27 protein-coding genes and 1 other RNA gene are annotated in these 25,352 nt (G+C 64.6%); 15 read left to right on the forward strand and 13 right to left on the reverse strand.

Annotated features, from left to right (window positions below; all coding sequences use genetic code 11):
- Positions 1–485 precede the first annotated feature (485 nt).
- The 4 genes from M2331_RS15900 to M2331_RS15915 all read left to right on the forward strand — a co-directional run bounded on the left by M2331_RS15900 (position 486) and on the right by M2331_RS15915 (position 3,273).
- Complete coding sequence (locus M2331_RS15900) at positions 486–743, forward strand: hypothetical protein (RefSeq protein WP_181561174.1); 258 nt, start codon at positions 486–488, stop codon at positions 741–743.
- 11 nt (positions 744–754) lie between these two features.
- Positions 755–1,051, forward strand: coding sequence for a hypothetical protein (locus tag M2331_RS15905; protein WP_181561175.1), 297 nt, complete (start codon positions 755–757; stop codon positions 1,049–1,051).
- 314 nt (positions 1,052–1,365) lie between these two features.
- Positions 1,366–1,677: a hypothetical protein gene (locus M2331_RS15910; RefSeq protein WP_220128590.1), complete on the forward strand. Its 312-nt coding sequence runs from the start codon at positions 1,366–1,368 to the stop codon at positions 1,675–1,677.
- A gap of 300 nt (positions 1,678–1,977) precedes the next feature.
- Entirely contained in the window at positions 1,978–3,273 is a 1,296-nt protein-coding gene (locus M2331_RS15915; RefSeq protein ID WP_181561176.1) for a YceI family protein, read from the forward strand.
- A gap of 40 nt (positions 3,274–3,313) precedes the next feature.
- On the opposite strand, the gene M2331_RS15920 is transcribed toward M2331_RS15915, so the two are convergent.
- Entirely contained in the window at positions 3,314–3,793 is a 480-nt protein-coding gene (locus tag M2331_RS15920) for an SspB family protein (RefSeq protein ID WP_181561177.1), read from the reverse strand.
- Positions 3,794–3,902: 109 nt separating this feature from the next.
- Here M2331_RS15920 and hisB point away from each other — a divergent pair, with 109 nt between their 5' ends.
- The 7 genes from hisB (at position 3,903) to M2331_RS15955 (ending at position 9,147) form a co-directional block, all read left to right on the forward strand.
- Positions 3,903–4,496 carry an imidazoleglycerol-phosphate dehydratase HisB gene (hisB, locus tag M2331_RS15925; protein WP_181561178.1) on the forward strand — a complete coding sequence of 198 codons (594 nt, stop codon included), beginning with the start codon at positions 3,903–3,905 and terminating at the stop codon, positions 4,494–4,496.
- A 6-nt stretch (positions 4,497–4,502) separates the two neighbouring features.
- Positions 4,503–5,117 (forward strand): imidazole glycerol phosphate synthase subunit HisH, encoded by a 615-nt coding sequence (hisH, locus tag M2331_RS15930; protein ID WP_181561179.1) that lies wholly within the window; start codon positions 4,503–4,505, stop codon positions 5,115–5,117.
- Complete coding sequence (gene hisA / locus M2331_RS15935) at positions 5,114–5,860, forward strand: 1-(5-phosphoribosyl)-5-[(5-phosphoribosylamino)methylideneamino]imidazole-4-carboxamide isomerase (RefSeq protein WP_181561180.1); 747 nt, start codon at positions 5,114–5,116, stop codon at positions 5,858–5,860. Before hisH ends, hisA begins: the two co-directional genes overlap by 4 nt.
- A gap of 110 nt (positions 5,861–5,970) precedes the next feature.
- Positions 5,971–6,735, forward strand: a complete 765-nt coding sequence (gene hisF / locus M2331_RS15940) for an imidazole glycerol phosphate synthase subunit HisF (protein ID WP_181561181.1) — start codon at positions 5,971–5,973, stop codon at positions 6,733–6,735.
- 60 nt (positions 6,736–6,795) lie between these two features.
- Positions 6,796–7,110 (forward strand): phosphoribosyl-ATP diphosphatase, encoded by a 315-nt coding sequence (locus M2331_RS15945; protein WP_181561182.1) that lies wholly within the window; start codon positions 6,796–6,798, stop codon positions 7,108–7,110.
- 20 nt (positions 7,111–7,130) lie between these two features.
- A complete protein-coding gene (locus M2331_RS15950) occupies positions 7,131–7,508 on the forward strand; it encodes a histidine triad nucleotide-binding protein (protein WP_181561183.1) in 378 nt (125 codons plus the stop codon).
- A gap of 115 nt (positions 7,509–7,623) precedes the next feature.
- Entirely contained in the window at positions 7,624–9,147 is a 1,524-nt protein-coding gene (locus M2331_RS15955; RefSeq protein WP_181561184.1) for an amino acid permease, read from the forward strand.
- A 32-nt stretch (positions 9,148–9,179) separates the two neighbouring features.
- Here M2331_RS15955 and M2331_RS15960 read toward each other — a convergent pair whose 3' ends face one another.
- From M2331_RS15960 to rnpB, 3 genes are all read right to left on the reverse strand, one after another.
- Positions 9,180–9,494 (reverse strand): (2Fe-2S) ferredoxin domain-containing protein, encoded by a 315-nt coding sequence (locus tag M2331_RS15960; protein ID WP_181561185.1) that lies wholly within the window; start codon positions 9,492–9,494, stop codon positions 9,180–9,182.
- Positions 9,491–10,030 carry a J domain-containing protein gene (locus M2331_RS15965; RefSeq protein WP_181561186.1) on the reverse strand — a complete coding sequence of 180 codons (540 nt, stop codon included), beginning with the start codon at positions 10,028–10,030 and terminating at the stop codon, positions 9,491–9,493. The genes M2331_RS15960 and M2331_RS15965 overlap by 4 nt, the downstream gene beginning before the upstream one ends.
- Positions 10,031–10,131: 101 nt before the next feature.
- An RNA gene (gene rnpB / locus M2331_RS15970) (RNase P RNA component class A) lies at positions 10,132–10,563 on the reverse strand.
- Positions 10,564–10,709: 146 nt separating this feature from the next.
- On the opposite strand from rnpB, the gene M2331_RS15975 reads away from it, so the two are divergent.
- Positions 10,710–12,680, forward strand: coding sequence for a hypothetical protein (locus M2331_RS15975; RefSeq protein ID WP_181561187.1), 1,971 nt, complete (start codon positions 10,710–10,712; stop codon positions 12,678–12,680).
- A gap of 121 nt (positions 12,681–12,801) precedes the next feature.
- Here the strand turns inward: M2331_RS15975 and M2331_RS15980 are convergent, their stop codons facing one another.
- The 9 genes from M2331_RS15980 to M2331_RS16020 all read right to left on the reverse strand — a co-directional run bounded on the left by M2331_RS15980 (position 12,802) and on the right by M2331_RS16020 (position 22,022).
- On the reverse strand, positions 12,802–14,577 hold the full coding sequence (locus M2331_RS15980) for an SLC13 family permease (protein ID WP_181561188.1): 1,776 nt from the start codon (positions 14,575–14,577) through the stop codon (positions 12,802–12,804).
- Positions 14,578–14,708: 131 nt separating this feature from the next.
- Positions 14,709–15,392, reverse strand: a complete 684-nt coding sequence (locus tag M2331_RS15985) for an N-acetylmuramoyl-L-alanine amidase (protein WP_181561589.1) — start codon at positions 15,390–15,392, stop codon at positions 14,709–14,711.
- A 53-nt stretch (positions 15,393–15,445) separates the two neighbouring features.
- Positions 15,446–16,339 (reverse strand): CheR family methyltransferase, encoded by an 894-nt coding sequence (locus tag M2331_RS15990; RefSeq protein WP_181561189.1) that lies wholly within the window; start codon positions 16,337–16,339, stop codon positions 15,446–15,448.
- The gene (locus M2331_RS15995) at positions 16,336–17,424 is read right to left on the reverse strand and encodes a chemotaxis protein CheB (RefSeq protein ID WP_181561190.1); all 1,089 of its coding nucleotides are present in this window, start codon (positions 17,422–17,424) and stop codon (positions 16,336–16,338) included. The genes M2331_RS15990 and M2331_RS15995 overlap by 4 nt, the downstream gene beginning before the upstream one ends.
- Positions 17,425–17,443: 19 nt before the next feature.
- Positions 17,444–17,809, reverse strand: a complete 366-nt coding sequence (locus tag M2331_RS16000; RefSeq protein ID WP_181561191.1) for a response regulator — start codon at positions 17,807–17,809, stop codon at positions 17,444–17,446.
- Positions 17,810–17,887: 78 nt separating this feature from the next.
- Positions 17,888–18,328 (reverse strand): chemotaxis protein CheW, encoded by a 441-nt coding sequence (locus tag M2331_RS16005; protein WP_181561192.1) that lies wholly within the window; start codon positions 18,326–18,328, stop codon positions 17,888–17,890.
- On the reverse strand, positions 18,325–20,772 hold the full coding sequence (locus M2331_RS16010) for a chemotaxis protein CheA (protein WP_181561193.1): 2,448 nt from the start codon (positions 20,770–20,772) through the stop codon (positions 18,325–18,327). The genes M2331_RS16005 and M2331_RS16010 overlap by 4 nt, the downstream gene beginning before the upstream one ends.
- Before the next feature lie 92 nt (positions 20,773–20,864).
- A complete protein-coding gene (locus M2331_RS16015) occupies positions 20,865–21,518 on the reverse strand; it encodes a histidine phosphotransferase family protein (RefSeq protein ID WP_181561590.1) in 654 nt (217 codons plus the stop codon).
- 9 nt (positions 21,519–21,527) lie between these two features.
- On the reverse strand, positions 21,528–22,022 hold the full coding sequence (locus tag M2331_RS16020; RefSeq protein ID WP_181561194.1) for a M67 family metallopeptidase: 495 nt from the start codon (positions 22,020–22,022) through the stop codon (positions 21,528–21,530).
- Between the two features lie 70 nt (positions 22,023–22,092).
- On the opposite strand from M2331_RS16020, the gene M2331_RS16025 reads away from it, so the two are divergent.
- The 3 genes from M2331_RS16025 to M2331_RS16035 all read left to right on the forward strand — a co-directional run bounded on the left by M2331_RS16025 (position 22,093) and on the right by M2331_RS16035 (position 25,341).
- Positions 22,093–22,992, forward strand: coding sequence for an RluA family pseudouridine synthase (locus M2331_RS16025; protein ID WP_220128718.1), 900 nt, complete (start codon positions 22,093–22,095; stop codon positions 22,990–22,992).
- Between the two features lie 52 nt (positions 22,993–23,044).
- Positions 23,045–23,953, forward strand: a complete 909-nt coding sequence (gene rpoH, locus M2331_RS16030) for an RNA polymerase sigma factor RpoH (RefSeq protein ID WP_181561196.1) — start codon at positions 23,045–23,047, stop codon at positions 23,951–23,953.
- 62 nt (positions 23,954–24,015) lie between these two features.
- The gene (locus tag M2331_RS16035) at positions 24,016–25,341 is read left to right on the forward strand and encodes a hypothetical protein (RefSeq protein WP_181561197.1); all 1,326 of its coding nucleotides are present in this window, start codon (positions 24,016–24,018) and stop codon (positions 25,339–25,341) included.
- Positions 25,342–25,352: the final 11 nt, after the last annotated feature.

A 25,352-nucleotide genomic window follows, 5' to 3' on the forward strand; every position in this document is an offset into this window, starting at 1 on the left:
CCCAACGGGTGATATCCCCAGCTGATCGCCACGCATCTGGGTCTGGCGACAGTCCGCTTGACTTGCTGGAAAATGTTCCTGAAATGTTCTCATCTCAAGGTGGAGGTGGGGCGAATGATCGAGTTATCGGAGGACGGATGGCGACATGCCCTTTCGGCATGGTTGCCCAAGGGCAAAGTGCCTTCGTTGCGGGAACACGGCGATAGAGTGTAAGTTCAATCCTTGGCATGATCCGGAAGATGGCTGGTTCACTTTTGCCGGATCAGGACATTATTATGGCGGAGAACGGCCTAGGCCAGTGTCTTGTACGCCAAGCGGCTCTTGGCAAAGTTTCCGCGTTACGCCGTCTGCGCGGAACCGTCCCTCGCCCACCTCATGAGCCGCCGCAGATCGGCTAGGTTAAGGAAAACCTCGGTCGCGGAACGCTGGCGAAGGGATATAATGATGCCGCGACGGGCGCGCGGCCCGGTCAGGCGCCCACGTTGATGCGGACGATGCCGGATGGCTCGGGACGCCGGGTCAAGTTTGATGGCGTGCAGGGCGACTATGTGATCGACCGAAAGTTCAGGGTCGTGAACCGTCCCAGGGCGCGTGCCCAGTTGTTGCGACAGTCAGAAGCACTAGCGCATAATCGCGCCATTGGAACTTGGGAAGTGCCCAATGAAGCCGAGCGAATCGCTGCGCTAAAGCTGTTTAAAGAGATGAAGATCACGAACATCAAGGTGAGGGTGGTGAAGCCATGAGTGTGCTAGGGGTGGCGCGGATCATCGCTGATTTCATATTGTTTCTCGATCTCACCGATGATGAGGTTCTTGATCCTGATGCAGCTGTCCTCATGATGGAGGATATGGCAGCGAGGCTTCAAGATTTGGACAAAGCTTTCCTTCGAGAGCTGGTCGACGCATTTCCTACGATCGCCTCAGAATATAGCGGCGAGGCCCACAAATTGGTGCTCGACATACCCTATAGCTTCTATCTTGAGGAAACGCTTGCGGCCGGCGATCCGGTGAGGCTGGCCGAACTGGAAGCGCTCCGCGACGCGAGGGATTGAACGTCCGGTTTTAGGGCGGGTTGCGCGTCACCTATGCCGACGGCTTTGTGCTTCATCGCGTGCTGAAGGGTGGCTTCCGCAGTTTAGCCTTGCCGGCGAGCGCGACCAACCACGCGAGCGATGTCAGCTTTAGGGGCAGGGTCCCCGATGTGTCGGCAAACCGGGCGATTACCCGCTATTGCGCTAGTCGGAGGCTCTAGCGCATAATCGCTCTATCGGAACCTGGGAAGTTCCAAACGAGATCAGCGTACTGCTGCACTCAAGCTGTTTAAGAAAATGAAGATACCCAACATCAGGGTAAGGGTAGTCAAGCCATGATTGTTGAACAGATCGCCAGAATAGTCGCAGATTTTTTTCTGTTCTTGAATATGACTGATGAGGAATTGTTAGATCTTGATGTGTCTGTCCTCATGATGGAGGATATGGCAGCGAGGCTTCAAGATTTGGACAAAGCTTTCCTTCGAGAGCTGGTCGATGCATTTCCTGTGATCGCCTCAGAATATAGCGGCGAGGCCCAAAAATTGGTGCTCGACATACCCTATAGCTTCTATCTTGAGGAAACGCTTGCCGCCGGCGATCCGGTGAGGCTGGCCGAACTGGAAGCGCTCCGCGACGCGAGGGATTGAACGTCTGATTTCAGGCGGCGGTCGTGTCACGCACCTTTTGAAGCCGCCCTATGACGCGCGATCAATAGAAACTTCTCGGTGATTTGAGTGCCCACCTTTTTCGTCTGTGGCACCATTTTTTCCTAACGGCGGGTCTTGTGCGGTCGTCCCGGTCTGGCGGCGGCTTCAACTTCCTTGCCTTTTTAGCGCTCGCCCTCGCCGAAGTGCTACACCGCTCCCCAACCCGCTTGCTAAGCGTCTGTCCGGCTGGCAGGTTCGGCGGCACTCTATTCGACTGGGTGTTGGGGGAACGCGACGGACATGAGCCTGCATCAATCGCCTGCGCGCTATTCGCTTGCCGCGATTATTCTGCACTGGTCGCTTGCCGCTTTGCTGCTCTTTCAGGTGTCGCTGGGATGGCGCCTGGAGGATCTGACCGGCCTGCCGCAGTTCGCGGCCTATCAGCTTCACAAGACGATCGGCATCAGCATCCTGCTGCTCAGCGTGGCGCGCCTGGTGATCCGGCTGCTGGTGCCCCGGCCCCGCCCGCTCAACACGAGCCTGCTGCTTGCTGCCCTCGCCGGCGGTGTCCATGCCCTGTTCTATGTGGTGATGATCCTCGGACCGCTCACGGGCTGGATCATCGTCTCGACCTCGGCGATCAAGGTGCCGACACTGCTGTTCGGCGTCATTCCATGGCCGCATCTGCCGGTGAGCGCTGCCCTGCACGACCCGGCGGAAGCCGTGCACAGCCTGCTTGGCTGGCTCCTGGCCGGGCTGGTGATCCTGCATGTCGCGGGAGCACTGCGGCACCACTTTTTGCGCAAGGATATTCTTGGCCGCATGGTGCCTAGCGCCTTGGGCAGACGGGGCGCGCTCAATATGGTGGCCGGTCTCGCGATCGCGGGTGCGCTGACGGCCTTTGCACTGGCCTGGGTGCTGCCGTTCGGCGGCAAGGCCCCGGCGCAAGCGGATGCCGATCTTTCGGCATCAAACGTGGCGGCCGCGGATAATGCGGGTGACCCTGCTGTCAACGCCAGCAACGCAGCCGAAGACGCGGTGGCGGTCAATCAGGCTGCGGCGCCGGCAGACGAGCCAGCCAAGGACGAGGCGCAGAAGGCCGTCGCCTGGACGGTGCAGCGCGGCGGCACGCTCAATTTCCGCACGGCCTATTCCGGCTCCGACATCGAAGGCGGCTTTTCACGCTGGGATGCCGACATTTTGTTCAGCCCGGATGATCTGCCCCGTTCGCGCATCGCCGTGACGGTCGATCTGGCGTCGGTCGACAGCGCTGACAGCCAGCGCGACGACATGCTGCGCGGCGACGAGTTCTTCGGCGTGGCGGCGCATCCGCGCGCGACCTTCCGGGCAACCCGCATCACGCATCGCGACGGCAATCGCTATCGTGCGGCGGGTACGCTCTCTCTCAATGGGAAGCAAAAGCCGGTGACGCTCGATTTCACGCTGGATATCGACGGAGCGGTTGCAAAGGCGCGCGGCTCCACGCGAATTGACCGCACGGCCTTCGGCGTCGGGACAGGCGAGTGGTCAGATACCGGCACGATTCCCGACGCCGTGACGATCAGCTTCAATTTCCAGGCAAAACGGGCGGAGTAAAGCGGGAACAGGGCGCGCTCGGGTCGCGCTCGCGTGGTCCCTACTTTTTCTTCCCGAAGTCTACCGTCACCACGTTGGAGCCGTCTTCGGCCTGTGCGACCGGCGTATCGTTCTCCGCCATCTCCATGGTTTCGACGGCCTCGCCGCTCTCCATCACCTGGAATTCCAGCGAGAAGTTGACGGCCGGGTCCACGAAGAAGCGCAGCGCCGCGAACGGAATCACCAGGTGCGCCGGCACCTGATTGAAGGTGAGGCCGACCTCGAAGCTGGTATCGGTAACCTTGAGATCCCAGAATTTATGCTGCAGCACGATGGTCATCTCGTCCGGGAAGCGCTCGGCCAGCCAGGTGGGAATGCTCACCCCCGGCGCCTGCGTCTTGAACGTGATGTAGAAATGATGATTGCCCGGCAGGACGCCCGTCAGCGCAATATCCTGCAAAACGCGCCCGGGAATCGCACGCAGCGCCTCCTGCACGATTTCGTCATAGGGAATCAGGCTGTCTGCTGGCTCTTCCGTCATGGCCACAGTCCTAGCGCGGGGGGCTCGCCGGTCAAGCACAGAGCGTTACAGCCGTTAACGGTCGAGAAGCGCATTGCATGGTCCGCCGCGCGCGTTATAGGCCGCAGCCATGCGTAGCGCGGAGATCAGGCGGAAAACCGGCGAGACCGATATCGAGGTGAGCGTCAATCTCGATGGGTCCGGCACTTATTCCATTTCGACCGGCATCGGGTTTCTCGACCATATGCTGGAGCAGCTCTCGCGCCATTCGCTCATCGATCTCACAGTGAAGGCGGTCGGCGATCTGCATATCGACCAGCACCACACCACCGAAGATACCGGCATCGCGGTCGGCGAGGCGATCGCCAAGGCGCTCGGGGACAAGCGCGGGATCGCCCGTTATGGCGAGGCGCACGCGCCGATGGACGAGACGCTGACCCGCGTCGCGCTCGACATTTCCGGTCGCCCCTGGCTGGTCTGGAAGGTGGAGATCCCCATGCACCGGCTGGGTGAGTGGGATACCGAGCTGATCGAGCACTGGTTCCAGAGCTTCGCGCAGTCGGCGGGGATCACCCTGCATGTCGAGAACCTTTATGGCAGCAACAATCACCACATCGTGGAGAGCTGCTTCAAGGCGCTCGCCCGCGCACTGCGGCAGGCGGTGGAGATCGATCCGCGCAAGAGCGATGCGATCCCCTCCACCAAGGGCACGCTGGGCGGCTGACACTCCATGACCATCGCGCTCATCGATTATGGCGCGGGGAACCTCCACTCCGTGCACAATGCGCTCCGGGCCGCCGGGGCGCAGGGCGTCGTCATCACCGCTGATGCCGAGGTGGTGCGCCGGGCCGATCGCATCGTGCTGCCGGGCGTGGGCGCTTTCCGCGCCTGCATCGAGCCGTTGCGCGCGCTGCCGGGCATGATCGAGGCGATGCACGAGGCGGTGTTCGAGGTCGGGCGGCCGTTCCTCGGCATTTGCGTGGGCATGCAGTTGCTGGCCGATGCCGGCGAGGAGTTTGGGCGGCATGAGGGGCTGGGCTGGATTCCGGGCACGGTGCGACGCATCGAGCGCGACGATCCGGCGATCAAGATCCCGCATATGGGCTGGAATGATGTGGTCGGCGCGTGCGCCCATCCGCTGGTGGAGCCGGGCGAGGCCTATTTTCTGCACAGCTATCATTTCGAGGCGGCGGAGGCAGCGCATGTCGTCGCCACTACCGACCATGGCGGACCGCTGGTGGCGGCGGTCGGCAAGGACAATATTTTGGGCGTCCAGTTCCATCCGGAAAAGAGCCAGGCCTATGGCCTCGCGACCCTCGCCCGTTTTCTGGAGTGGGCGCCATGAGTGAAATTCCGCCGTTCATCGTTTTTCCCGCCATTGATCTCAAGGGCGGGCAGGTCGTCCGCCTGGCCGAGGGCGATATGGATCGGGCGACCGTCTATGGCGATGATCCCGCCGCGCAGGCCTTGATCTGGGCCGAGCAAGGCTCGGATTTCCTGCATGTGGTGGATCTGGACGGCAGCTTTGCCGGCCATGCCGTCAATGGCGCAGCGATTGCGTCCATCGTCCAGGCCTTCCCCGGCCATGTCCAGCTTGGCGGCGGCATTCGCGATCCGCAGGCGGTGCAGGGCTGGTTCGCGCTCGGCGTGTCGCGCGTCGTCATCGGCACGGCGGCGCTCAAGAACCCGCAGTTCGTCAAGGATATGGCGGCGGACTATCCCGGCGGCATCGTCGTCGCGGTGGACGCGCGTGACGGCATGATCGCGACCGATGGCTGGGCCGAGAAGTCTGACATGCCGGTGGTCGATCTCGCCCGCCGCTTCGAGGATGCCGGGGTTGCTTCGCTGCTGTTCACCGATGTGGGCCGCGATGGCCTGCTCAAGGGTGTCAACATCGATGCGACGGTCGAGCTGGCGCGGGCCGTGGACATTCCCGTGATCGCCAGTGGGGGCGTGGCGGATATCTCGGACATTCGGGTGCTCAGCCTCCATGCTGGCGATGGCATCGAGGGCGTGGTGACCGGCCGGGCGCTTTACGACGGTCGTCTCGATCTGCGCGCCGCCATTGCGGTGGCGAATGCGGGATGATGATTGCGCTTCCACACCCCGTTCGTGTCGAGCGAAGTCGAGACACGTCCCGCACTGTCCTCGCGCGTCTCGACTTCGCTCGACGCGAACGGGTGTAGGGGCGTAAATCCATGACCGTCCGCACCCGCATCATCCCCTGTCTCGATGTTGCCAATGGCCGTGTGGTCAAGGGCGTGAACTTCGTCGATCTGCGCGATGCCGGTGATCCGGTGGAGCAGGCGAAGGTCTATGATGCTGCCGGCGCGGACGAATTGTGCTTCCTTGATATCACCGCCAGCCATGAGGATCGCGGCACGCTGCTCGATATCGTCGCGTGCACGGCGGAAGTCTGCTTCATGCCGCTCACCGTCGGTGGTGGCGTGCGCAGCGCCGAGGATGCACGCGCGCTCCTGCTCGCTGGTGCGGACAAGGTCGCCGTGAACAGCGCCGCGGTGTCGCGTCCCGAGGTGGTGAGCGAGATTGCGGATCGGTTCGGCAGCCAGTGCATCGTGGCCTCCGTCGATGCGCGGCGGGTCGGTGAGGGCCGCTGGGAAATCTTCACCCATGGCGGCCGTCGCGCCACCGGCATCGACGCGCTGGCTCATGCCGCGCGGCTTGCGGAGCTTGGCGCGGGCGAATTGCTCGTCACCTCCATGGATGGCGATGGCACGAAGCAGGGCTATGACCTTGCGCTGACCCGCGCCATTGCCGATGCGGTCACCGTGCCGGTCATCGCCAGCGGTGGCGTCGGCACGCTCGATCATCTGGTCGAGGGCGTGACGCAGGGCCATGCCAGCGCGGTGCTCGCGGCCTCCATCTTCCATTTCGGCCAGCACAGCGTGCGTGAGGCGCGGGCAGCATTGGCCGCTGCGGGCATTCCCGTCCGCCATCTCTGAGCGCGGCGTCAGCGGGAAAAGCCATTGACGCCCGGCGACGCAGCGGCAAGGACAAGCGCCATGGACAGCCTCTTCCGCCTCGAACAGACCATCCTCGCCCGGCGCGAGGCCGATCCCGACAGCTCCTATGTTGCCCGCCTGCGCGCCAAGGGGCTGGGCAAGATGGCGCAGAAATTCGGCGAGGAAGCCGTCGAGACGGTGATTGCCGCGCTGAGTGAGGACAAGGCGGCCCTGACCGGCGAAGCGGCCGACCTCTTGTTCCACCTGCTCGTCCTGCTCGCCGATCGTGGCGTTACGCTCGCCGATGTCTGCGCCGAGCTGGACCGGCGCGAGGGCGTCTCGGGGCTGGATGAAAAGGCGAACCGCCCGAAATGACTGTCTTTACGGAGTGAGCCATGGCGATCGACCCGACCCTTCCCTATGACGAAAGCAACATCTTCGCGAAGATCCTGCGCGGAGACATCCCCTGCAACAAGGTGTTCGAGGACGATCACGTCCTCGCCTTTCACGACATCGCCCCGCAGGCGCCGACGCACATTCTCGTGATTCCCAAGGGCGCCTATGTGAGCTGGGATGATTTCTCGGCCCGTGCAAGTGAGGGCGAGATCGCGGCATTCGTGCGCGCGGTCGGCGTGATTGCCCGCGAGGCGGGGCTGGTGGAGCCGGGCTATCGCCTGCTCGCCAATGTCGGCGCGCATGGCGGGCAGGAAGTGCCGCATCTGCACGTTCATCTGTTCGGCGGACGCGCGCTGGGGCCGATGCTGGCGCGCTGAGCGCGGTTTGCCTCCTTCCCCTGTCGCAAGCCCCTTGCGCGTCGCCGATAAGCCTATAGGCTTATCGGTCAGTTCAGGGGGAGCGGCTGCGGCCGCGCTGTATAGAGAGACGCGCATGATCTTTGGCCGCATCAAGCCACTCGACGCCATTCTCGCCACTGCCGAAAAGAAATCACTGCACCGATCGCTCGGGGCCTTCCAGCTCACCATGCTGGGTGTGGGCGCCGTGATCGGCACCGGCATTTTCGTGCTGACGGCGGAAGCGGCGCAGAAGGCGGGGCCGGGCATGATGCTCTCCTTCGTCATCGCCGGCTTCGTCTGCGCCGTGGCGGCGCTCTGCTATTCGGAAATGGCCTCGATGGTCCCGGTTTCGGGATCGGCCTATACCTATAGCTATGCGGTGATGGGCGAGCTGATCGCCTGGATGGTCGGCTGGGCCTTGATCCTCGAATATGCCGTGGCGGCGGGGGCCGTCTCGGTCGGCTGGTCCGGCTATGTCGTCGGCCTGCTCGAGCATGCGCTGGGCATCGACATTCCCAACATGCTGGTGCGCGGGCCGTTCGATGGCGGTCTGGTCAATTTGCCCGCCATGGGAATCGCCCTGCTGGTCACCTGGCTGCTCGTCATCGGCACGCGTGAGAGCGCGATGGTCAATGCCGTGCTCGTGGTGATCAAGGTCGCGGCACTCACTCTGTTCATCGTGCTGGCGCTGCCGGTGATGAACATGGAGCAGTTCTCGCCCTTCGCGCCTTTGGGCTTCGGCGGCATCGGCGCGGCGGCGGCGTCGATCTTCTTTGCTTATGTGGGCTTCGATGCGGTCTCCACGGCGGCAGAGGAAACCAAGAACCCGCAGCGCAACATGCCGATTGGCCTCATTGGCTCGCTGACCATCTGCACGGTCTTCTATCTGCTGGTTGCAGCCGGCGTCATCGGCACCGTCGGCGCCGAACCTTTGCGCGACGCGGCCGGGGCAGGCCTGTCGCCCGGCAGCACGGAACTGTCCAATGCCTGTCGCGCCATCGGCGATCAGGCCGTGGTCTGCTCGAAAGAAGCGCTGGCCTGGACCATGCGTGAGATCGGCTGGCCGCAGATCGGCAACCTCATCGGCCTGGCCGCTGGTCTTGCCCTTCCGTCGGTCATCCTCATGATGATGTTCGGCCAGACGCGCATCTTCTTCGTCATGAGCCGGGACGGGCTGCTGCCGGCGGTGTTCTCGAAGGTTCACCCCAAGTTCCACACGCCGCATGTCATCACGATCATCACCGGCGTTTTCGTGGCCCTGTTCGCGGCCTTCTTCCCGGTCGGCATTCTCGCCGACATTTCCAATTCCGGCACGCTGTTCGCCTTTGCCGCCGTCTCCATCGCCGTGCTCGTGCTGAGGCGGACGGACCCGACGCGCAAGCGGCCGTTCCGCACGCCGGCCATCGCGATCACCGCGCCGGTCGCGATCCTCGGCTGCATCTACCTCTTCTTCAAACTCGGTATCGAGACGAAGCTGATGTTCGTGGCCTGGGCTGTAGTCGGTCTCGTCGTCTATTTCGCCTATAGCCGCTCGCGCAGCCATGTCGGGCGCGGCACCGTCGAGGTGCATGAGGCCGATCCCGACGCGCCGCCGCAGCCCGTGCCGCCCATCGACTGACGGCACCGGTCAGCCGGGCTGCATCGATCATCTCAGGATTTGTTGCGCAGCCCCAGATCGTGCGCGAGAACATCCAGATTGGCGCCGGGGTGGATGATCAGCCATCGGTCCGGCTTGCTGGTGTCGACCACGGTCACGGCGCGCTTTGGGCAGATATCGAGGCAGCCGACCTCCAGAATGCCTGCGCCGGCCTTGCGACCCTTGCCGAGCTGCAGATGTTTGCGCAGAGCCTTGCCGAGGGTCTTGTTCCCCTCCGGCCCGAAACCGCCGCCCTTGATCTTCTTCTCGCATTTGCGACAGACCAGCACCGCGTTAGACCAGCGACTGCGAACCTGACGGGCGCTCATGGCGCGGGCTTCCAGCTCTTGCGCTCCTCGGCCACGCGCAGCACGTCATAAGCGGCTTGGATGGCCTGAAAGCGCGTGGCGGCGTCGGCATCGCCGGGCCGCACATCGGGGTGGCATTCCTTGGCAAGTGCGCGCCAGCTCCGCTTCACCGCCTCGAAATCGGCATCGCTCTCCAGCCCCAGCACATCGAGCGCGCGCATCTCGTCGCGCGAGCGGGTGCCATCGCCGGGGCCGGCCCATTGATTATGAGCGCTGGTCCGATAGCCGGAGGCGTCGCGCTGCTCATTGTGCATGCGCTCGTTGCGCTCTTCCTCGTCCAGCCCTGCGAAATAATCCCAGCCCTTGTTATACTCTGCGGCATGAGCCTGGCAGAAATACCAGCGGTCCGGGCTGTTGGGCGATTTGGGCGCGGGGCAGTTGCCGGGCTGGTCGCAGCCATGCCGGTCGCACAGCCGAACGGCCTGCGCTTCCCGCGCGGAGCCATAGCTGCGCCAGCGGGGAAAGCCCCAGTCATTGTTCCGTCCGCTTCTGGCCATCCGATCTCACTTAGTGCGGGTTCGTGGTGAAATCCACCGTAGCGCGGTGAAAATGCCGGCACCGCGACGGCCGCGCCATTGTCCTGCAGGCGATCAGCAAAAATGCCAGGCGGTCTGTAAGCCGGGTTCTGTCCACCGCCGCCGTATCCCGTAAAGGGACGCGCATGCGGATGGGCGACCATTCCTCTAGGGCCATGCTCTTCGCAGGGCCTCAAGCAACCAACCCGGGCGATCTCGGCCGAAACAAGCCTAGCAGGCCCGAAGACCTGCGCGCCGCCCCTATTCGGTCTTGCTCCCGGTGGGGTTTACCGTGCCGTCCGCCGTTGCCGGGGACGCGGTGCGCTCTTACCGCACCCTTTCACTGTTCACGCGGCCGAAGCCCAAGCCCGAAGGCGAACGTGACCTGCTCTCTGTTGCACTGTCCCTAACTCCCGCGAGGAGAGCCGCCGGACGTTATCCGGCACCGTTGTTTCGTGGAGCCCGGACTTTCCTCGCCGGACGCAAGCGCCCGCCGCGGCCGCCCGACCGCCTAGCGAACGGGGCTATAGGCGCAGGCGGGCGGAGAGTCATCAGTTCAGTTCACCTTCGCCCACTAAACTCAGGAAAAGAAAATTTTAAATTGGCGCAGACTGCCATCTGCGGAGTCACGTTAGAAAGGGCTAGGTTTTGTCGGCATGAGATGTCACTTCAGGATCTGGTGTTGGGACGAGAGGGGGAAGGGACAAATATGTCTATAGTTGTTGGACTGGCGCTGTTTACCGCTGCTGCCAGCACTGAAACAGCTGAGGCGGCTCAGGCACTTGCTACAATTCGGGAGCAGACCGCCCGCCTCGATCTTACGGCAGCGGCCAAAACAATGAACGCCGCAATCAGCGAGCGACTTCCGTCACCTGACTCCAAACAGCCCGATAGCATCCTCGACCGCATGACCATCGAGGCTGCTGCCGCTCAAAAGATTTTGCCGGCCGTCCGGACGATCATAGATCGGACGGTCAAAATCCCCTTGGCAGACGATGGCGCCCGTTATCGATTGATGCAGGCGCGTGCATCCGAAGTGAATGGCGACTTTAAGGGCGCCGAAGCGCTTTTTCGGGCGGTTGCCGACGAGACATCGGGCGACCTAGACGAACGGTGGCAGGCCCGCCTGGGCGTCGCGCGGCAGCTACTCATTACTGATCCGGCCGCTGCAATCACTTATCTGAAATCTTTTCAGCGGAGTGACTTACCGGCCAAATATCGTTGGGAGGCCGACCTGATCGAAGGCCGATCAGAAGCTATTGTTCACAGTGATGCGGTATCCGCAGACATCCTTCGACGAGCGTGGATTGGAGCCGTTGATGCGGCGCCCACAAGCGCTGCTCCAGCCCGCATTGCCGGGGACTTGGCCTTCTTGGCCGCTCGTTCGGCAAACCGCTCCAGCTACCTCGCGATGCTCGCGGTCGGGCATTCGCAAGTTACTTATGGATCCCCGCAAAATGCTGTTTTGGGCAACCTGCCAGTCTGTGGGGAAGCAGGCCTACGGCCGGAAGATGTGGTGATTGTCGAGCTTCTCCGGCAGCAACCGCAATTCAGAACGGATGTGGGGCTCGTATGGGCTAGCAGAGCAGGGATTGCGCAGCCATTTCTGGCGGCGTTGCTGCAAGCCGAATCCATAGACAGTCCGGCCCGTCAGATCAGCCATCTCGCCCTCCGGTGCAGGAGCTTGCCTGCCGCCTCGTATAAGGCGGGCAGAACTTTGGTAGATGAAATAGTTGCCTGGATGTCCGGCGCAGGCGTCTATTTACCGTGGGGGCAAACCGAGCAAGAGGATCTCCTGGAGAACCTGACGGAGCTTGGTCGAAGAGAGGCGAAATATGGCGCGACTTCGATCATGCTACTTCCCCCTTTGATTAATATTGAGATCGCCAGCGAACCTGCCTTCTTCACCGCGGACAAGAACGCTCAATTGCGCTTGCTGGAACTGTCGCAACGCACCCTGTCCATCCTTGATAACAACGACGCGCCCAAATCCTTCATAATGGCCTATCGACTGAAAATTCTAGGAATGTCAGTGGCTGCGCAAACTCGAACAGTTGAGCAGGCCGAGGTCGAGCTTTCCAGTATAATGGACGCCGCGGCCGCCGATTCCACCCTGCCCCTCGATTTGCTGTACGGGATGGCGGTGTCTCTAGACGATGCCCCCAACCTGTCGAGCACTATGAAGCGAGAGCTGCTGACCTCTACGCTCGCGGTGCTGCGGCGGCGCGTCGCGCCGACTGACCCGCGACGGCGAGCAGTCATTCTCCGCCTCGCTGGGCGAGAAAGAGAGCGGGGGGACATGAAAGCCGCGGCCACACTCTACGATGCGTTGAAGATCGCGCCGAGTGCCTGCTTGAGACCTGACACTCGGCCGACGTTCGTGTCAGCGAACATTCAGTCGGAGGACTATCCATCCGACCTCACCTTTTCCGGGATCGTCGGCAATACAACGGTCGAATTCGACCTAAGCAGTGCCGGCCAACTTGAAAATCCCCGCATCCTCATGGCCGATCCCCCCTTTGCTTTCGACCATGTGGCAGCGGCACGGGTGCCAACGATCCGTTACGATATGCAAGGCGGCTCATCCTGCCGGTTCCAAGTTCAAGACGTTCGGTGGCAATTGCCCTACTGAGCATCCTGTGTCGCCCCACGCTCGCTGCGGTGCCGCGGTAAGAAAGCAAATATGGAGGGCGACACTGCAGTCGTTCTCGTCGGAATTGCAGATCCCCAAGCCATTTCGTGGTGGGGACCCCCTACTGCAGCGGCCAGGTCCAGATGATGAGCGGGGTACCGATGAGCACCACCAGCAGCGAGAGCGGTGCGCCCAGGCGGGCATAGTCGCCGAAGCGGTAGCCGCCGGGGCCAAGGACCAGCGTGTTGCACTGATGGCCGATGGGCGTGAGGAAGTCGCAGCCCGCGCCCACGGCGGTGGCGATGAGGAAGGCTTCTGGTCGGTAGCCGAGGTCATGCGCGAAGACGCCGGCGATGGGGGCCATCACCAGCACCGTCGCGGCATTGTTGAGGAACGGCGTCACGGCCATGGCCGCGACCAGAATGAGCGCGACGGCGCCCCAGGGGGGCAGGGCGGCGGCGACATGAGCGAGATTGGTGGCGATGACATCAGACGCGCCGGTGCTCCGGATGCTGTCGCTGACCGGGATGAGCGCGGCGAGCATGATGAGGATGGGCCACTCGACCGCATCATAGGCTTCCCGCACCGGCAGCGCGCCGCTGATGACTGTGAGCGCGGCGGCAGCGAAGAAGGCGATGGCCACCGGCACATAGCCGCTCGCCGTGGCGGTCATCGCAACCGCGAGGATGAGCAGCGGCAGCCAGCCGCGATGTGACTTGCCCAGCTTGACGCCCCGCTCCGCCAGCGGCAGCGCGCCGAGATCGCGCAGCCGCGCCGGCAGCAGGCCGAGGGGCCCCTGCAGCACGATGACATCGCCCGCACGCAGGCTGATCTCGCCCAGCTTGCGCCCGAGCATCTGCCCGGCGCGCGAGACGGCGATGAGATTGACGCCATAGCGCTGCTGGAGGAGCAGCCGCTCCGCGCTCTGCCCGACCAGCGGGGACTCGGCCGTCACGACTGCCTCGGTGACGCCGATCTCGTCCCCTTCGCTGCCTTCGGGCAAATCGCGCGTCTCGCCGTCCAGCTCCAGCGCGTCGCGGGCGATGACCCGCTCCAGCGCATCCGGCTCGCCGTAGAGAATCAGCACGTCGCCTTCCTGCAACCGCGCATTGCCCTGCGTCGAGAGCGGACGCCGGCCGCGCAGACGGCTGGTGATCTGCACCTCATGGTCGTGGCGCTTGAGGAAGGCGGCGATCGTCTCGCCGTCGGGCGGCGTGTCCTCGCGCACGGTTGCTTCGGTGACATAGCCGGAGATGTCCATGGCATCGCCCATGGTCGCCGCGCCGCGACGATCGCGCGGGAGCAGCCGGTAGCCGAAACGCAGGAACAGCAGGCCCACGATAAACAGGCCAAACCCGGTCGGGAAATAATCGAACATGCCAAAGGGCTCGCCGGTCATCTCCGTGCGCACGCGGCTGACGATGATGTTCGGCGAGGTGCCGACCAGCGTCATCAGCCCGCCCAGCAGCGAGGCGAAGGCCATGGGCATGAGGAAGACCGAGGGACTGGCGTTGTTGCGCTTGGCCATCTGGAAGGCGGCGGGCATCAGCATGGCAAGCGCGCCGACATTCTTGACCAGCGCCGAGGCCGTGCCGACCGTGGCGGTAAGCAGCAGCAGTTGCGAGCGGACATGGCGCACGCGACCCGCGACGAATTTCAACCCCACCTCGATCGCGCCGGAGCGCTGCACGGCGGCCGAAAGCACCAGCGCCGAGCCGACGATGATGACGATATCGTCCGAGAAGCCGGAGAAGGCGTCGGCCGGATCGACAATGCCGATCAGGACCGCGAAGAGCAGAACGATGACGGCCGTGACGTCATAGCGGAAGCGCCCCCAGAGGAAGAGCACCATCATGCCGGCAAGCGTAGCGATAGAGAGCCATTGCGGCCCGGTCATCGCGTTCTCCCCCCAAGCCCGTTGCGGCGCTGTGCGACCACCCTCGCTGTCATCATCCCCGCCAAACGCCCGAAATAGATTTCAGTGTGCAGGCACTGAAAAATATTCCGGTCCGTACTGTCCGATCACCCTCAGTCGTCGCCGCGGGGCCTAGGCAGCAGCAGAGCGAGCAGGATGGCGCGGCATTCCCCGTCGATCACGCCGTCGATCAATTCCGGGCGGAAGCGGCGCTGGAATGCTGTCACCGCGGCTTCCGGCTCGGCGATATCATAGCCGAATCGCTCGAGCGCGAGCATGAAGGCGCCGTCGCTCCAGAGCGGGTCCATGAGATTGCGGGTCGGGCGCGGCAGGGCGAGGCGCAGCCGGGCGAGCTTGCTCCACGGGAACAGCTCGCCGGGGTCCTGCTTGCGTGCGGGCGCCACGTCGCTGTGACCCACGACATTGCCGCGCGTGATGCGGTGGCGCTGCATGATGTCGTGGACGAGCGGGATCAGCGCATCGATCTGGGCCTGTGGGAAGGGCCGATAGCCCCATTCATGGCCAGGATTGACGATCTCGATGCCGATGCTCGCGGAATTGACGTCGGTGATGCCGCGCCACCACGCCCGTCCGGCATGCCAGGCGCGCTTGGCCTCCTCGACCATGCGGACCACCTTGCCCTCCTCAGTGACGACATAATGTGCGGAGACCTTGCTATCCGGATTGGCCATCCAGTTGATCGCGCTCTGGGCGTCCGGCATCCCCGTATAGTGCAGGACGAGGATGGAAACCGGGAGCGTTCGGTCGTCAAAATTGGGTGACGGCGTCTCGATCATGCAGAACTGGGCCACTTTCCTTGCGCATGCCGGCATGTTGCCGGGCGGTGCGGTCAGCCCTGTCCTAGCTCAATGGCGGGTGCGGAGGAAGCGCCGCCTGCAGGCAGCATCATGCGCGGTTGATCGGGCCGGGCTTCACGGGCCTGATACAGGCAGCTGAGGCCCCGGCAGGCCGAAAAGCCGGACTCGGCACAGGCCATTTCGCCCGCCCCGAGCGCGAGATAGCCGCCGGGCCGAACCCGGCCCGACAGCGTTTTCCACGCGCGGCGGCGCCTCTCTTCGGAAAAGTAAAAGAGCACGTTGCGGCACAGGATGAGATCGAACGGCCCTGCGCCATGAACGGGGTCGAGCAGATTGTCCTGCTGGAAAACGATCATCTGCTGAAGCTCGCCGGCAATCTGCCATTCGTTGTCGACGGGATGGAACCAGCGCAGCAATTCGCTGATCGGCAGGCCGCGCTGCATGTCCATCTGCGAAAACCGACCGCGCTTTGCCTTGGCGATCGCGAGGGCCGATACGTCCGTGGCGTGGATGCTGACCGTGCAATCGGCCAGCGCGGCCGAGCGGTGGACGATCATGGCCAGCGAATAGGCTTCCTGCCCGGTCGAGCACCCGCCGCACCAGATGCGCAGTCGCCGATCCGCGCGCGTCCGGGCGAGTGCGGGCAGGACGCTGTTTTCGATCGCGTGAAAGACACTGACATCCCGGAAGAACGAGCTTTCGTGATTGAGCAGGGCGTCAATCACTTCGGCCTGCAGGAGCCCGTGAGGCGCCCGATCAATCGCGTTCACGAGCTCTTCCAGAGTACGCAGCCCGTGTGCGCGGAGCAGCGGTCGCAGCGACGTTTCGATACGCCATCGCCGTGCTTCCGAGAGCGTCTGCCCGGTCTCCCGGTGGAGCAATTCGGCGAGGCGACAGGCGGCGTTGGAAACTGGCTGCATGGTCATGCGCCTGCCTGCCATTGCTGCATGATCAGCTCGGCGATCTGAGCGGGCGGCAGAATGGCACTGGCGAGACCTCCCTTCACGACCGAACCGGGCATGCCCCATACCGCGCTCGACTGGTGGTCCTGCGCGATCACCCAGCCGTCCGCGCCGACAATGGCTTGCGCGCCGGCCAGTCCGTCGCGCCCCATGCCGGAAAGGATGACGCCGCAGGCGCCGCGTCCATAATGGCGCGCCAGGGCGGTGAACATCGGGTCGACCGCCGGGAAGCTCTCATGCAGGCAGCGCTGGGTGCTCAATCGCACCAGTATTTGCCCGCGCGCTCCTTTGCCGAGCGAAAGATGGGCAGTGCCGGGTGCCAGATGGATGGTGCCCGGCTGCACCGGCATGGCCTGTTCCGCCAGAACCACGGGCAGATGTGTGGCGCGGCGGAGCTGTTCTGCCAGCAGCGGCTGGAAGCTGGCAGGCAGATGCTGGGTAATGAAGATGGGAAAGGCCGGGTTGTCCTCAAGGCCCTTGATGACGGAGAGAATCGCGCTGATCCCGCCGGTCGATCCGCCGATGGCCACGGCGCGCACGAGCGTGCCTGGTGGCCGCAGGCGTGCGCTCGCCTCATCGAATCGTTCCGGCGTGCGGCTTCGTTCTGCCGCCGGCGCCAGATGGGCCAGGCGATCGAGCAGATGCTCCACGAATTGCGGGCTGAAATGGCCGGCGCTGGGCTTGGCGACGACATCACCGGCACCCAAAGCCAACGCCTGCAAGGCGACCTCGCTGCCCTCGCTGCATGAACCGCTGAGCAGCACCACCTGCCGGCGCTGATCGGAGCCAAGCAGATGAGGAAGCACCTGCAAGCCGTCCAGCTCGGGCATGTCGATATCGAGCAGCACCAGGTCCACCGACCTTCTGGCCACGAAAGTCAGAGCCTGCTTTCCGCTGGCGACCGTGCCAACGACGCGGAAGCGCGGATCTTCGCCGAACACCCGGCCCAGCACGCGGCGGACGACCAGCGAATCATCGACGATCAGCACATCGATGCGCGAACCATCGGTTCCGGAGCTGGCATCGGACAGGAGGGCAGCGCACGCCATTCCCGGCGCTCCCGAGCTCTTAGAGAACCCCGACGATCTGGAGCTTGCTCTCCAGCGTGTCGCGATCGAAGGGCTTCATGACATATTCGTCGGCACCGGCATCGACGGCGGCGCGGATATGGTCCACGCCATTCTCGGTGGTGCAGAAGATCACCTTGGGCGGATGGGCGAAATTGCGGCGGGAGAGTTCCTTGAGGAATTCCAGGCCGCTCATCACCGGCATGTTCCAGTCGAGCAGCACCACGTCCGGCACCTGCCCTTCGCACATGTCGAGCGCTTCACGTCCGTCCTGCGCTTCGTGAACGTCGAGATCGAGGGATTCGAGAATGTGGCGCGCCACCTTTCGGATCACCTTGGAGTCATCGACAATGAGGCAGTTCGGCATGAGTCGCGACCCCTGATACTTGCTTGGCTACGTAACCTACGGGCAGAGCGTGTCATTTTGGTAAATTCGTTAAATATTTCAGGCGGCCAGCGCGCCAGACGGGGCGTTGGTGAAATCGGCGAGTGTGAGCAGAAGATGGCTGTGGCCATCATAATCGACGAGGCCGGAAACGAACGGCCGCCAGGCAGGATCGATGCGGCCGCGCAATGGCTGCACGCCACCCTGCGCCTGGCAGATATCGGTCACGGCATCGATGAGGAAGCCATAGCTGTGCCCGGCAATGTCTGCGACGATCGCCAGCGGTGCGGTCTGTGCATCCGCCGCCGTGCCAAAGATGCGCGATTGCAGATCGATCACGGTGAGCACCCGGCTGCGCAGCGCCGCCAGCCCGCGCACATGCACAGGCGCCAATGGCACGGGTACGATGTCCCCCAGCCGCACCACGGCTTCGATGGCACAGGCACGCACGGTAATCGGGGCGCCCGCGATGGACGCGAACAGGAACAGCGAGTCGGTCATGCGGCCTTCCGTGCGAAGCTGGAGATCGCCGCCATCAGCCCGGCGCGGTCATAGCGGTAGATGGAGGGCGGCGCGTCGGGGTCGGCGGGCAGTTGCGGCTGTTCCCGCAGGGCAAGCACCGGAACGCCCATGGGCGCTGGGGCGTGGCCGCTGCCACATAGTACGACATCGGGCGGCGCGTCGCCTGCGGCGCCCAGAACGACGTCATAGCCGGCCTGAACGAGCAGCGGCGCCAGGATGTTGCGCATCCACGGGTCCTCGACATCGGCGATCATGCAGCGCACGGCCTGCGCGGCGGCGTCAGAGGCCGGGCGGGCCGCGACCTCCTCGAACAGCGTGAACGGATCGACCAGTTCCAGTTGCTGCTCGCCAACCAGCACCAGGCCGGCGATCCGTCCCCGGCCGATCGGCACGTCCAGCCGGGCGGGGATTTCTAGAATGTCCAGCACCTCTTCGATGAGGAAGATGAGCAGATCGCGCCCATCATGCAGGCGCATGGCCTTGAGCACACCGGTCTCATCCGGGCGGACGTTGAGCGCCGGCAGCAGGCGCTCCTCGATTCGCGCGAATGCGCGCCCCTCCGAGCGGCCGATCTGCGCACAGTCCAGTTCCTCGACGCGCTCGACGATGGGCAGCGGCATCAGCCGTTCCACGCCATCCCGGTCGCGATAGAAGAGCACCTGCAAGGTATCGATGGCCTCGGTCGGTTCCTGGCTGTGATGATCCCTGCGCGCCTTGTCGGCATCGACCACGGGCAATTGCGCGATCTGGAAGAGCCCGGTAGCGTCGAGCAGCAGCATTGGCTGGCCGTTGTCGGGGAGCGTCATACCCGCAAAAGCGCCGGCGGATGCGATCACCGGTGAGGCCGGGCGAATGACCAGTTCCTCATTGCTGTCGACGGTTTCGACACCCAGCACATAATTTTGGCCGGCCGAGGAGCGAATGACCATCAAGGTCCGCGGCCCGTTCGCTTCGGCCTGAGGGGCAAGGCCCAGCACGTCCTCAAGCGCCACAACCGGATGACGCTCGCCGCGAATGGTCGCGATGCGTCCGCCGGCGACCTCCTCGACCGAGACCATGGCGCTGTTTTCGTGGATCAGCTCGACGACATTGCCACGCGGCATGGCGAAGGTCTGGCCGCCGCACCGCACGATCAGGCCGGGAATGATGGTCAGTGTCAGCGGCACGCGCATGGTGATCACGGTGCCGTCGCCGGGCGCGGTCGTGATGTCGATCACGCCGCCGATCTGCTCGATATTGGCCCGCACGACATCCATGCCGACTCCACGCCCGGAGATGGAGGTCACCTCCCGCGCCGTGCTGAGGCCGGGCAGGAAGATCAGGTTCAGCTTTTCGGCGTCGCTCATCCCGGCCGCCTCGGCAGCGGTGACAAGCCCGGCCGCGACCGCCCGATCGACCAGGGCCGCCCGGTCCATGCCGCGCCCGTCGTCGGCCACCTCGATGACGATTTGGTTGCCCGATTGACGGGCGACGATGTTCAGGCGCCCGACGTCCGGCTTGCGGGCGGCGATACGATCTGCCGGCAGCTCAAGGCCGTGATCGAGGGCGTTGCGGACGATGTGGGTGAGCGGGTCGGCGACCATCTCGATCATTTCGCGGTCCATCTCGACATCGCCGCCGTCGAGAGTCACGGTGACCTTCTTGCCCAGTTCGCGGCTGAGGTCCCGCACCATGCGCGGGATGGCCGCATACAGGCGGTCGACCCGCTGCATGCGCGTCTTGCTGATCATGTCGCGCAGGTCCGCGACATTGGTCGACATCCGCTCGAAGCTGCTCTCCACATCCGGCGCGACGCCATGGTCGCGCATCCGGCGCGCCAGATCGTTGCGGGCGAGCACCATGTCGGAGATGCCGTTCATCAGCTGATCGATGAGCGCCAGCGGTAGTCGAATCGTGCGCGGCGCTTTGTCCCGCGGTGGGGCGGTCGGTCGCTCCGGGCTGGGCGTTGGGGGAGCGGGTGCTTCTACTGAGTCGGCGCGCGGTGCGGGCGGTTCGCGGGGCGGGGCCGGCATCGCTGCGGCAGGCGCGATCGGGTGAAAGAGCTCAAAGCCGCCAGACCGGAGTGACAGGGCATCCAGCAGCCCGTCATCATCGGCTTCATCCGGGACGGGCTCGCCGCCCAAGCCCCGCGCCAGCGCGCCGATTCGGTCCATAACCGCCAGCACGGCCGTGACGGTGGCGGGATCGGCCAGCCGTTCGCCGCGCCTGATGGCTGCCAGCACGTCCTCGGCGCCATGCGCCAGCCGCTCGAAACGGGGGAGGTTCAGGAAGCCGCAGCTTCCCTTGACGGTGTGAAAAAACCGGAAAAACGCGTCGAGGCGGGACTTGTCGGTCGGGTCCGCTTCCCACGCGACGACTTCGCCGGAGAGGACCTCCAGCGTTTCAAGAGTTTCCGCAATGAACTCCCCGATGATCTCGTCCATGCCGCCGCCTGTGGTTAACGCGGCGACACCTTTGGGGCCAAGTCGTGAAAGCCCGGTTAAGACCTGCCGGTCGGGCTCTCACACAGGCGGAATCAAGCCGGCAGGCGCGCGCCGAACAGCAGGTGGGGCTCATCAGCGCCCGAGATCATCAGCTCGCCGCCCGCTTCGGTCGCCACCGTGCGGATCATCACGGCTGCGGCCGTGCGGGTGGTCAGATCGCCATGCCCTTCCAGCCCGGCGCGAATGGCGGGGTCGAAGGTGATGCGCGTGCCTTCGCCGCGCACCGCGATCTCGGTCGATCCGCCCTGCTGTTCCGCGCCGATGGCGATCACGCCGCCGCGCGGCAGGGCTTCGCCGGTCAACAGCACCAGATTGAGCAAAAGCTTGGCGGCCGGCTTGGAAAGGCTGTCCCCGGCGATCATCCAGTCGAGCGAGATCTTGCCGCCGGGCGGAAACATGCCTTCCACGGCAGAACGGATCTCGTGCACGGGAATGGCCTCGCCATATCCGCCCCCGGCACCGAAGGCCAAGCGGAAGAATTTGAGCTTGCCCGCCGTCGTCCGGGCGCTGTCCGCCAGCAGCGTGAGGCATTGCTCGCGCATCCGCGGGTCGGTCTCATCGGCAAGCAGCTCGATGCCGTTGTTCAGCGCGCCGACGGGGCTGAGCAGATCATGGCACAGGCGAGAGCAGAGCAGGCTGGCGAAATCGATGGAGTCGGACGCGGTGGATTTGACCAAGACGGGGATATCCTCTCTTCAGGCGATGGCCGTGCCCTCATGGCGCTGCGGGCGCGCGGGTGCAAGCCGCCCATGCGGCGAACCGACCAGTTCGACGGGATCGAAAACGCCATGGATGCGGCCTGACGCAACAACTTGCCAGGCCAGAAGGTCGCCGCGCGCGTCGACGAGCAGCCAGATCTCGCCCGCCGCCCCCGCCATGGCCGCATCGATCGCCGAGGGGACGGCCTCGCCATGGGGATGCGAATGATAATGGCCGACAATGGCCGGCCCGCCCTGGCGCGCCTCGCGATGCGCGGCGATGAGTACGGCCGGATCGACCTCGAAGCGGTGCTCGGGCTGCTCCGCGACATTGGCGGCAGCGCGAAGTTCGGCGATGGCGATGTCGGTCGTCCCGCCGTCCGCGCCAGCCAGGCGCTGGCCCAGGAGGAGGCCGCAGCATTCCAGCGGGGCGGCGGCCTTCGCCTGCGCGCGGATCGCATCGCGCAGCGGTCTTGATATGTGCACGGCCATCCCCAGATATTAGGCCGTGGAAACGGGGGTTACCAGCATTACGGCGCTGATCACGCAGGCCGAGCACGGCATGAGACTGGATCGCGCGCTTGCGAGCGTGCTGCCAGCCCTGTCGCGCGAGCGCGTGAAGGCGCTGATCTTGGCAGGGCAGGTGACCGGGCCGGACGGCCGCCCGGCGGCTGATCCGGCCTACAAGGTGAAGGCCGACATGGCCTTTGCCGTGGAGATCCCGGAGGCGACGCCCGCCGAGGCGCAGCCGCAGGCGATCGATCTGGTGATCGCCCATGAGGATGCGCATCTGATCGTGGTGGACAAGCCGGCGGGCATGGTGGTGCATCCCGCTGCCGGCAATCCGGATGGCACGCTGGTCAATGCCTTGCTCCACCATTGCGCCGGGCAGCTTTCCGGCATTGGCGGGGTCGCGCGGCCCGGCATCGTCCACCGCATCGACAAGGATACCTCCGGTCTGCTCGTCGTCGCCAAGACCGATCAGGCACATGAGGGGCTGGCCCGCCAGTTCAAGGATCACAGCATCGACCGGCGCTATCTCGCCATCGTGCAGGGGCGACCTACGCCGCCTTCCGGCACGGTCAATCAATGGATCGGCCGTTCGGATGCGGATCGAAAGAAGATGGCGGTGCAGCGCGAGGGGCGCGGCAAGCACGCCATCACCCATTATCGCACGCTCGAGCGACTGGATCGGGCGGCGCTGATCGAATGCCGGCTGGAGACGGGGCGGACCCATCAGGTGCGCGTGCACATGGCCCATCTCGGTCACCCGCTGCTGGGCGATCCTGTCTATGCCCGCGGCGGCATCCACAAGGCGCTGCTCGCCGAACTTGGCTTCCATCGTCAGGCGCTTCATGCGGCCCGGCTCGGCTTCATCCACCCGGTCACAAGCCAGCCTCTCAGCTTTGAAAGCCCGATTACGGATGACATGCAGCAACTGTTCAGCCATCTTTGCGTATAAGGATGAGCGCGATGCCCCTTCTTGTTTGCGCGCTCCAGAAGGATGAAGTTTCGTGAGTAACGGCAGTAATCTCCCTGCAACGATCCCTGCGCTTGGCGGCGATGCAAGCCTGAACCGCTATCTGTCGGAGATTCGCAAGTTCCCGCTCCTCAAGCCCGAGGAGGAGTATATGCTCGCCAAGCGCTATCAGGAGCATGGCGATCCGGAGGCTGCGGCGCGGCTGGTGACGAGCCATCTGCGACTCGTGGCGAAGATCGCCATGGGCTATCGCGGCTATGGTCTGCCCGTCTCCGAGCTGATCTCCGAGGGCAATATCGGCCTGATGCAGGGCGTGAAGAAATTCGAACCGGACCGGGGCTTCCGCCTCGCGACCTATGCGATGTGGTGGATTCGCGCGTCGATCCAGGAATTCATCCTGCGCTCGTGGAGCCTTGTGAAGATCGGCACCACGGCGGCGCAGAAGAAGCTGTTCTTCAACCTCCGCCGCATGAAGAACCAGATCGAAGCCTTCGAGGATGGCGATCTGCGCCCCGAGGATGTGACGAAGATCGCGACCGATCTCGGCGTCTCGGAAGATGATGTCATCTCGATGAACCGCCGCATGGCCATGGGCGGCGACACCTCCCTTAACGTCTCGATGAACGATGACGGCGAAGGGCAGTGGCAGGACTGGCTGGCGGATGAAGGGCCTTTGCAGGATGAGCGGATTGCCGACGCGCAGGAAAGCGACGTGCGGCACGACATGCTGCTCGATGCGATGGACGACCTCAATGACCGCGAACGGCATATCCTGCAGGAGCGGCGCCTCGCGGAGGAGCCCAAGACGCTCGAGGAGCTGAGCCAGGTCTATGGCGTCAGCCGCGAGCGCGTGCGCCAGATCGAGGTTCGGGCGTTCGAGAAACTGCAGCGCGCCATGTTGCGGATCGCCGGCGAAAAGCGCTTGATGACGGTAGCCGGCTGACGAGTCTGCGGATTGCGCTCGTCGCCTAGGCGAAGGGGCAGTCGTAACGAATAGGGGACGCGATGCAGCGCAAGCGTGCCTCTGGCTCGTGGATGGGATTGGCAGGCCGTAGCCCGCGGCAGCAGGTCTGGCGCGTTCTGGCGATCCTCTTCGTCCTGTTCGTCCTGCCGGTGCTCATCGGCGCGGTGCTGTTCACCAGCGGGGCGCCCCTTGCCGACGCCCGCCCCACGCCAACGCCTCTGCAGGTCGGTGCCGGTCGGGCCGCAATCGAGCAGTTGCAGGCCAGCAGGCAGCGGCCCGGCGGTGTCAGCCTGCTTACGCTCACGCCCACCCACCTCGATGGCTTGAGTGCGCTCGCAACTCATGGCTTCCGCCCTGACCGGCTCGATCTCTATCTCCACGATGAGCGGCTTCATGTCGCCGCGAGCCATGCCCTGCCGCTCGGGCGCTGGCTGAATGTCGGTCTGGTCGTAAGCGGCCCGAGTAACGGATTTCCCGAAGTAGAGGCGCGCATCGGCGCGGTCTCGTTGCCGGCATATCCGACTCGGCTGCTGCTGGAGGGGTTGCGTCAGCTGCTGCGTCTGCGCGGCGCCGTGATCCCGCCGCTCGACACGGTCGTGCAGCGCTTCTCCATCCGCAATGGCGCGGTGATGGCGGCGGTGCAGTTGCCGCCAAAGACCGGCCTGCTCGATCAGTTTACCGGCGGTGACGCGATCGACGGCGCGCAGGTGCTCGATCGCTATTGCGCACTGGTGGCGCTGCAGGCGCGCGATCCGCAAAGCGACTTTGCCATACAGGTCCGCCGCGCTTTCCCCCCGGGCCGAGCCGCGACGACGGAAACGAATCGCGCGGGCTTTGTCGCGCTTGCGATGCTGGTGGTCGATCCGCGCGCCGGGCAACTGGCCGGGCTGGAGCCGAGCGCCACGCGCCGCTGTCCGCCGCCTGCGACGGCAATCACGCTCCATGGCCGGGACGACCTCCCCAAGCATTGGGCGCTGTCCGCCGCGCTGGCTGCGCAGACCGGTGTGCAGTTCTCATCCGCGATGGGCGAATGGAAGGAACTGGCGGACAGCCTGTCTGCCGCGTCGGCGTTCCAGACCGGCACCGCCTCGGGCTTCTCCTTCGTCGATCTGGCTGCGGACCGCTCCGGCTTCCAGATCGCGCAGGCCGCTGGCGATCCGCACCGGTCGCAGGACGTGGCGCAACGCCTGGCGGCCGTGACGCAGGAACGCCTGCTGCCGCCTGCCCTGCTTCAGAACGACGAGGGGCTGAGCGATGCCGCCTTCGCCGCGGGCTACGGCAGTGTCGAAGACCCCCGCTACACAAGGCTCGTTGCCGAGATCGACCGGACACTGGCTCGGGATGGATTGCTGGCGCCATCCGACTGAGCAGGCTGGCC

It is taken from the genome of Sphingobium sp. B10D7B (genome assembly GCF_025961955.1).
In the GTDB taxonomy this organism is placed as follows: Bacteria; Pseudomonadota; Alphaproteobacteria; order Sphingomonadales; family Sphingomonadaceae; genus Sphingobium.